The 8,513-nt window shown below is 71.3% G+C and carries 8 protein-coding genes; 7 read left to right on the top strand and 1 reads right to left on the bottom strand.

What is annotated here, in order from left to right:
• A partial coding sequence (locus FV218_RS21095; RefSeq protein ID WP_147711427.1) for a Pls/PosA family non-ribosomal peptide synthetase occupies window positions 1-3,551 on the top strand: 3,551 nt, incomplete at its 5' end.
• A 129-nt stretch (window positions 3,552-3,680) separates the two neighbouring features.
• Here FV218_RS21095 and FV218_RS21090 read toward each other — a convergent pair.
• On the bottom strand, window positions 3,681-5,033 hold the full coding sequence (locus FV218_RS21090) for a dihydroorotase (protein ID WP_147711426.1): 1,353 nt from the start codon (window positions 5,031-5,033) through the stop codon (window positions 3,681-3,683).
• An 87-nt stretch (window positions 5,034-5,120) separates the two neighbouring features.
• On the opposite strand from FV218_RS21090, the gene FV218_RS21085 reads away from it, so the two are divergent.
• From FV218_RS21085 to FV218_RS23470, 6 genes are all read left to right on the top strand, one after another.
• Window positions 5,121-5,984 carry a folate-binding protein YgfZ gene (locus FV218_RS21085; protein WP_147711425.1) on the top strand — a complete coding sequence of 288 codons (864 nt, stop codon included), beginning with the start codon at window positions 5,121-5,123 and terminating at the stop codon, window positions 5,982-5,984.
• 46 nt (window positions 5,985-6,030) lie between these two features.
• Window positions 6,031-6,651: a DNA-3-methyladenine glycosylase I gene (locus FV218_RS21080; protein WP_147711424.1), complete on the top strand. Its 621-nt coding sequence runs from the start codon at window positions 6,031-6,033 to the stop codon at window positions 6,649-6,651.
• Between the two features lie 23 nt (window positions 6,652-6,674).
• On the top strand, window positions 6,675-7,235 hold the full coding sequence (locus FV218_RS21075; protein ID WP_147711428.1) for an HD family hydrolase: 561 nt from the start codon (window positions 6,675-6,677) through the stop codon (window positions 7,233-7,235).
• Window positions 7,235-7,747: a protein tyrosine phosphatase gene (locus FV218_RS21070; RefSeq protein WP_147711423.1), complete on the top strand. Its 513-nt coding sequence runs from the start codon at window positions 7,235-7,237 to the stop codon at window positions 7,745-7,747. Before FV218_RS21075 ends, FV218_RS21070 begins: the two co-directional genes overlap by 1 nt.
• A 206-nt stretch (window positions 7,748-7,953) precedes the next feature.
• Complete coding sequence (locus FV218_RS21065; protein WP_056095876.1) at window positions 7,954-8,250, top strand: exodeoxyribonuclease VII small subunit; 297 nt, start codon at window positions 7,954-7,956, stop codon at window positions 8,248-8,250.
• A gap of 107 nt (window positions 8,251-8,357) precedes the next feature.
• Window positions 8,358-8,513, top strand: a 156-nt coding sequence (locus FV218_RS23470) for a 1-deoxy-D-xylulose-5-phosphate synthase N-terminal domain-containing protein (protein WP_281407886.1), incomplete at its 3' end; no start/stop codon positions are given.

Here is an 8,513-nt window from a genome sequence, read left to right as displayed (position 1 = left end):
CCCCCCGCCCCGACCCGCGCGGCGCCGGCCTCACGCCCGCGCACCCGGCCTACCTCATCTACACGTCGGGCTCGACGGGGGTGCCCAAGGGCATCGTCATCAGCCACGCCAACATCTGCCACTTCCTGCGCTCCGGAAACGCCCTCTACGGCCTGCGTGCCGACGACGTGGTGTTCCAGGGCGCGTCGGTCGCCTTCGATCTCTCCATGGAGGAGATCTGGGTCCCGTACCTCGTCGGCGCGACCCTGTTCGTGGCGTCCCCCGCCATGATGGGCGACGTCGAGGCCCTGCCGGGCATCCTGGCCCGCGCCCGCGTCACGGTGCTCGACACGGTGCCGACCCTCCTCGCCATGATCAGCGGGGATCTACCCACCGTGCGCCTCGTGCTGCTGGGCGGCGAGGCCCTGCCCGAACCCCTCGTCGCCCGCTGGGCCACGGAGGCGCGGGCCCTGTTCAACACCTACGGGCCGACGGAGGCGACGGTGGTCGCCACCGCCGCGCGGATGCGGGCCGGCACCCCCGTCACCATCGGCGGCCCGATCCCGAATTATTCGGTGTACGTCGCCGGCGAGACCCTCGAACTCCTCGGGGTCGGCCAACCCGGCGAGCTGCTCATCGGCGGCCCCGGCGTCGCGAAAGGCTACCTCCAGCGGGCCGAGCTGACGGCCGAAAAATTTATCGCCAACCCTTATCCCTCGGACGGGACCGACCCGGTGCTCTACCGCTCCGGAGACGCGGTCTCGCTGGATGCCGCCGGCAACATCCTGTTCCACGGCCGCATCGACGATCAGGTCAAGATCCGCGGCTTCCGGGTCGAGCTCGGCGAGATCGAATCGCGCATCGGGGTGCTGCCCGGCATCAACCAGGCGGCGGTGGTCCTGCGCCAGGACGACGGCGTCGACCGCCTCGTCGCCTTCCTCGTCCCCGAGCGCGGCACCGAGATCGATAGGGCCGCCCTCCGGCACACCCTGTCCGAGCAGATGCCGCCCTACATGGTGCCGGGGCATTTCGAGGTGACCGAGGTGCTGCCCCGCCTGACCTCCGGCAAGGTCGACCGCAAGGCCCTGCGGGCGGCGACCCTGACGGTCGCCGACGTTTCGGGCGAGCAGGAGCCGCCGAGGAACGAGACCGAGGCGGCGCTCCTCGCCGCCGCCACCCAGGTGTTCGGCAACCAGGCGATCCCGTTCGAGGGCGACTTCTTCACCGATCTCGGCGGCCATTCGCTGCTGGCCGCCCGATTCGTCGGCGCCGTGCGGGAGGCGCCGGCGCTGGCGGCCATCACCCTGCAGGACGTCTACGGACGACGCACCCTGCGGGCCATGGCCGACGCCCTCATCGAACGCACCGGCGGGGCGGGCACCGAGATGGCGGTGCGGGACCTCAGCTTCGCCCCGCCCTCGTTCCGGCGGCGCTTCCTCTGCGGCCTCGCCCAGGCCGCCGCCCTGCCCTTCGTCATCGCGCTCGCCACCGCGCAATGGCTCGGCATCTTCGTGACCTACCTCCTGCTCACGGGCGGGGGCCTCGGCTTCTTCGGCGAACTCGCCGTGCTGCTTCTGGTCTATATCGGCATCAACGCCGTCACCGCCGCCATCGCGGTGGCGGCGAAGTGGCTGATTCTCGGGCGGACCAGGCCCGGGCGCTACCCGCTCTGGGGCGTGTACTATTACCGCTGGTGGCTGACCCAGCGCCTGACGCCGCTGGTGCACATCAAGTGGCTCCAGGGCTCGCCCGCCATCGTGTTCTACCTGCGCCTGCTCGGCGCGAAGATCGGCGACGACACCCTGATCTCCGACGCGGAGATCGGCGCCCCCGACCTCGTCACCATCGGGGCCGGCGGGTCCCTGGGCGGCCGCCTCGTCATCGCCAACGCCGAGGTGGTGGGCGATACCCTCATCATCGGCCGGGTCACCATCGGGGCGGATGTCGCCATCGGCGCCTCCTGCGTCATCGGCCCCGACACGGTCATCGGCGACCACGCCGAGATCGGCGACCTCACCACGATCCCCACCGGCACGGTGGTGGGCCGGGCCGAAGTGTGGGACGGCTCGCCGGGCCGACGCGTCGGCACCGCCGATCCCGCGCTCCTGCCGGAGCCGGCCACGGCCTCGCCGCGGCGGCGCCTCGCCTTCGGGGTGCTCTACACCTTCCTGCTGGCGGCGATCCCGGCCATCGGCCTGCTGCCGATCTTCCCGGCCTTCTACATCTTCGACCAGCTCAGCGATTCGCTCTCCAACCTCACCGACATCGACTACCACTGGTACCTGCCGCTCCTGACCTGGCCCACGGCCATGCTGATGACGGCCGGCACGGTGTTCCTCATCGCCGGCATCCGCTGGGCGATCCTGCCGCGCGCCACCGCCGGCACCCACTCGATCCACAGCGGGTTCTACCTGCGCAAATGGACGGTGGCGCTCGCCGCCGAGGTCACCCTCGAGACCCTGTCGTCGCTGTTCGCCACGGTCTACATGCGGGCGTGGTACCGGCTCATGGGCGCCCGCATGGGCCAGGGCGCCGAGATCTCGACCAACCTCGGCAGCCGCCACGACCTCGCCGATATCGGCATGCGCAACTTCGTCGCCGACGAGGTGGTGTTCGGCGAGGAGGAGATCCGGCGCGGCTGGATGCACCTGCACGAGGTCCACACGGGCGCGCGCGTCTTCGTCGGCAACGACGCCGTGGTGCCGCCGGGGGCCGTCATCCCCGACGACGTCCTTATCGGCATCAAGTCGAAGCCCCCGGCCAACGACCTCATGGCGCCGGGCGACACCTGGTTCGGCTCGCCGCCCATCAAGCTGCCGGCGCGCCAGCGCGTCGACCTCGGCTCCGACCTCCAGACCTACGAGCCCGGCCTCGGCCCCAAGCTCCGGCGCGGCGTCTTCGAGGCGTTCTCGACCTCGTTCTCGCCGATGCTGTTCATCACCCTCGCGATCACCGCCATCGACTGGTACTTCTACCCCGCCATCCTGGCCCAGGACTGGACCGGGCTGGCCATCTCCTTCGTGGCGGTCAGCGTCGCCATCGCGTTCATCCAGTCCTTCACCGTCATCGCGGTGAAATGGCTGCTCATGGGCGTCTACAAGCCCGGCATGCGGCCGATGTGGTCGTGGTGGGCCATGCGCACGGAGGCCGTGGCGGTTCTGTACTGGGGGCTCGCCGGCAAGGTCCTGCTCGAACACCTCGTCGGCACGCCGTTCCTGCCCTGGATGCTGCGGCTCCTCGGCGTGAAGGTCGGCCGCGGCGTGTGCATGCTCACCACCGACATCACCGAGTTCGACTGCGTCACCATCGGCGACTACGCCACCATCAACCGCACCGCGGCCCTTCAGACCCACCTCTACGAGGACCGGATCATGAAGGTCGGCCGGGTGGTGGTCGGCGAGGGCGTCTCGGTGGGGGCGTTCTCGACGGTGCTGTACGACACCAGGGTCGGCGCCTATGCCCGCCTGCGCCCGCTCACCATCGTGATGAAGGGCGAGTCGATCCCCGCCCATTCCGAGTGGGAGGGCGCCCCGGCGGTGCCGGTGGTCCACGCCGCGCCGAAGGCGGCGTGAGGGCGGAGCCCCGCCGTCCGCCTCTCCCCCCTCCTTCGAGGCCCGCGCTGCGCGCCGGCGCCTCAGGATGAGGTTGGGTGTGGGATGGCGGATGCGGTGGCGTCCCCCCGGGCGAGCCGCCCGAAAAAATCAGCCCCGCGCCGCCAGCGTCTCCTCGAACACCACGGCCTCGCCCCGCGACGGGGCGGTGAGTTCGCCCTGCCACATGACGGGGGCGCCGCGCACGAGGGTGCCCACGGGCCAGCCCGTCACCGTGACGCCGTCATAGGGCGTCCAGCCGCATTTCGAGGCGATCCAACCGTTGCGGATGGTCTCGCGACGCTTGAGGTCCACCACGGTCACGTCGGCGTCGTACCCCACCGCGAGGCGCCCCTTGCGGGCGATGCCGAACAGGCGCTTGGGGCCCGCACTGGTGAGATCGACGAAGCGGGCCAGCGACAGGCGCCCGGCCGCCACGTGATCGAGCATGATCGGCACCAGGGTCTGGACCCCGGTCATGCCCGACGGCGAGGCCGGATAGGGCTTGGCCTTCTCCGACAGGAGGTGCGGCGCGTGGTCGGAGCCGAGCACGTCGGCGACGCCCTGCGACAGCCCGTGCCAGATGCCGTCGCGGTGCGCCGCGTCGCGCACGGGCGGGTTCATCTGCACCAGGGTGCCGAGGCGGGCATAGGCCTCCCCGCCGTCGAGGGTGAGGTGGTGGGGCGTCACCTCGCAGGTGGCGACGTCCTTGGCGCCGCCGAGGAACACCATCTCCTCTTTGGTCGAGATGTGCAGGATGTGGATGCGCGCCCCCGTGGCGCGGGCGATGCGCACGAGGCGCTCCGTCGCCTTGAGCGCCGCTTCGGGCGAGCGCCAGACCGGGTGCGAGGCGGGATCGCCCGGCACCTGCCGATCCACTTGCGCCCGCAGCATCGGCTCGTCCTCGGCGTGGAAGGCGGCCCGGCGCCGGGTGCGCTTCAGGATCTCGGCGACGCCGGCATCGTCCTCCACCAGGAGCGAGCCCGTGGACGAGCCGACGAACACCTTGATGCCGGCCGCCCCCGGCAGGCGCTCCAGTTCGGCGACCTCATGGGCGTTCTCGTGGGTGCCGCCGACCCAGAACGCGAAGTCGCAATGCATCCGGTGATGGGCGCGCGCGACCTTGTCGGCGAGGGCTTCGGCGCTGGTGGTGAGCGGGTTGGTGTTGGGCATCTCGAACACCGCCGTGACGCCGCCCATCACCGCCGCGCGGGAGCCCGATTCCAGATCCTCCTTGTGGTCGAGGCCGGGCTCGCGAAAATGGACCTGGCTGTCGATGACGCCCGGCAGGAGGTGCAGGCCGGTGCAGTCGCGCCGCTCGGCGGCGTCGGCCCGCGACAGGTCGCCCATGGCCGCGATCCGCCCCGCCCGGATGCCGAGATCGGCCCGGTGCTCGCCGTCCTGATTCACGATCGTGCCGCCGGCGAGCACGAGGTCGAAGGGCTGGTCCGAAGACGGGTCCATGGTGGGGCTCCACATTGAGACGCGGGTGGCGGCGGCTTATGTCAGGCGTCGGTGGCGTGCAACGCCACGGATATCTCCGGAGCCGCCATGCCCATCGCCCTGCTGCCCGACCGCGCCGTCGTCACCGTCACGGGCGAGGATTCCACGGGCCTGCTCCAGGGCGTCGTCACCTGCAACGTCGAGACCCTGGAGCCGGGCGAGGCGCGCCTCGGCGCCCTGCTCACCCCCCAGGGCAAGGTGCTGTTCGACTTCCTGATCTCCCGCATTGAAATCCCCGGGATCGAAGGCGGCTACCGCCTCGACACGGAGGCGACGCGGGCGCCCGATCTGCTCAAGCGCCTCACCCTCTACCGCCTGCGCGCCAAGGCGGCCCTCGCCCTCGATCCGACCCTCAGCGTCGCCGCCGCCTGGGACGGCGCCGGGACGGCGATGGACACCGAGGTGGTGACGGATGGCCGCTTCGCGGGCCTCGGCACCCGCCTCTACGCCGCGCAGGGCGCGTTCTCCGCCGACGCCACCGAGGCCGATTACCACGCCCACCGCATCGGCCTCGGCATCCCCGAGGGCGGGCGCGACTTCGCCTTCTCCGATGCCTTCCCGCACGAGGCGCTCATGGATCAGCTCGGCGGCGTCGACTTCAAAAAAGGCTGCTACGTCGGCCAGGAGGTGGTGTCGCGCATGCAGCACCGGGGCACCGCCCGCACCCGCATCGTGCCCGTGGTCGCCGTCGAGGGCACCCTGGAGAGCGGCGCCGAAATTACCGCCGGTGCGCGCGGCCTCGGCACCGTGGGCAGCGTCGCCGGCCCGCGCGGCCTCGCGATGCTGCGCCTCGACCGCCTCGCCGACGCCGTCGCCACGGGCGAGCCCCTGCGGGCGGGCGGGGCGCGCCTCGGCGTCGAGAAGCCGTCCTTCGCCACCTTCGCGTTCCCCGAGGCGATGCAGGCGGGGTGACGCGGGGGTGTTTGTTCCCGGCCCGTTCTCCGGTTAAGACGGCTCCATGCTGTCCGAATCGTCCGGCCTGATCCACCATCCCGACGGCTGCCCGCGCTGCTGGTGGGCCGGCCTCGACCCGGTCTACGTCGCCTATCACGACACCGAGTGGGGCGTGCCCGAGCACGACGGCCGCGCGCTCTACGAAAAACTCATCCTCGACGGGTTCCAGGCCGGCCTGTCCTGGATCACGATTCTGCGCCGGCGCGAGGGCTTTCGCCGGGCCTTCGCGGGCTTCGACCCGGAGTCCATCGCGCGCTTCACGCAAGCCGACGTCGAGCGGCTGATGGGCGACACCGGCATCATCCGAAACCGCGCCAAGATCGTCGGCACCATCGCGGGGGCGAAGGCGTGGCTCGCCCTCGAGGAACGCGGCCCCGGCTTTTCGCGGTTCCTGTGGGATTTCGTCGACGGTGCGCCGATCCAGGGCCGGGCGACGGAGCGGGCCGGCATCGCCACCGAGACCGACGTGTCGCGGCGGCTGTCGAAGGCCTTGAAGGCGGAAGGGTTCACCTTCTGCGGCCCGACCATCGTCCACGCCTTCATGCAGGCGGTGGGCATGGTCAACGACCACCTCGTCGGCTGCCACCGCCACGCGCCCTGCGCCGCCCTGGGAGTCACCCCGTGAGCGGATCGCGCGCGTGGCAGCGCATGCTCTCAGGGAGGCGCCTCGACCTCCTCGACCCGTCGCCCGACGACATCGCCATCGCCGACATCGCCCATGGCCTCGCCCGCGTCGCCCGCTGGAACGGCCAGACCGCCGGGCCGCACGTGTTCTCCGTGGCCCAGCACTCCCTGCTGGTGGAGGCCATCGGCGCCGGGCTCGAACCCGGCCTGCCCCCGGCCCGGCGCCTCGAACTCCTCCTGCACGACGCACCCGAATACGTGATCGGCGACATCATCTCGCCGTTCAAGGCGGCCATCGGCGATTCCTACAAGGCGGTGGAGCGGCGCCTGCTCGCCGCCATCCGCGCCCGCTTCGGCCTGCCCGAGCCGACGCCGGACGAGGCGCATCGGGTCAAGCGCGCCGACGGCATCGCGGCCTACTGGGAGGCGATCCGGCTGGCCGGTTTCGAGCGGCCGGAGGCCGCCGCGATCTTTGGCGAGCCCGGGCCGCTGCCCGCCGGGGCCGAGGCCCTGATCGAACCGTGGCCGACGGACGTGGCGCAGGCCCGCTTCCTCGCCCGCTTTCAAACCCTCGCGGAGGCCTGATGCCCACGCTCCACGTCTGCCCCCTGTCGCGCCTGCCCGAGACCCTGGCGAGCACGGGCGCCCGCGGTCTCATGACCCTGATGAAGGCCGGCACCGCGATTGCCCGGCCCGACTCCATCGCCGAGGACCGGCACTGCGTCGTCGAGGTCAGCGACATCGCCGCGCCGATGGAGGGCCACGTCCTCGCCGACGAGACCCATATCGGCCGCATCCTCGACTTCGTCGCCGCCTGGGACCGGGCCGACCCCCTGGTGATCCACTGCTACGCCGGCATCAGCCGCTCCACGGCCGCCGCCTACATCGCCGCCTGCGCCCTGGCGCCGGAGCGCGACGAGGACACCATCGCCGACGCCCTGCGGGCGGCCGCGCCCTCCGCCACGCCCAACCCCCTGTTCGTCGCCATCGCCGACCGGATGCTCGGCCGCGACGGGCGCATGAGCGCCGCCATCGCCCGGATCGGGCGCGGTACCGACGCCTTCGAGGGTACGCCGTTCCGTCTCGCGTTGACGTGAGGACGAATCGCTCGGCGATACACCGATCTCCGATGTTCGACAGTCACTTGAAACCGGTTTCGCAACCAAAGCTTCAACCCGGCAGGGTGTGGCCGAAACGACGCCCCCGTTGCCGAATCGGCCCGGCGGCGCGTTGTCCTCAGGTCTGCGGGGTTGTGGAGCGGACGGGCCCGGGCTTAGACCCGCACGATGAAGGGTAGACTGGAATGACTTCAGCGCGCTCCGCCGTCCCGGCGTCGACCGATGCTGGCGCCGCCGAACAGGATCTGGCTTCGATCCGGGACCTGCCGTTCGAGCGGGCCCTCGAACAGCTCGAAGGCATCGTCCGCAGCCTCGAGAAGGGCGACGTGCCCCTCGACGAATCCGTGGCGATCTACGAGCGCGGCGAGGCGCTCAAGCGCCATTGCGACGCGCTGCTGCAGCGGGCCGAGGCCCGCATCCAGAAGATCACCCTCGGTGCCGACGGCAAGGCCGCCGGCACGGCGCCCCTCGACGTCGAGTAGATGTCCGGGCGGGCGCAGAATCGGGTGAACGGGGCCTTCGGTCCCCTGCCCCTACTACCAAAAATTCAGTTGCCGCAATCCTTTGCGCGCATGTCTTTCCTCCGGACGTGAGGGTGCTTTCGGTGTCACAGCAAAGCTCGATTCTGGACGGTCTGTCCGAGACCTCCGCCCTGCGCGCGTTGCCGGAGAGCGATCTTCCGGCGGTGGCGGAGGCCGTGCGGGCGGAGATGATCGAGGCGGTGTCGATCACCGGCGGGCATCTC

This window comes from Methylobacterium sp. WL69 (assembly GCF_008039485.1).
Taxonomy (GTDB): Bacteria; Pseudomonadota; Alphaproteobacteria; order Rhizobiales; family Beijerinckiaceae; genus Methylobacterium.
Note: the sequence above shows the minus strand (reverse complement) of the source record. Positions and strands in the feature narration are given on the sequence as shown.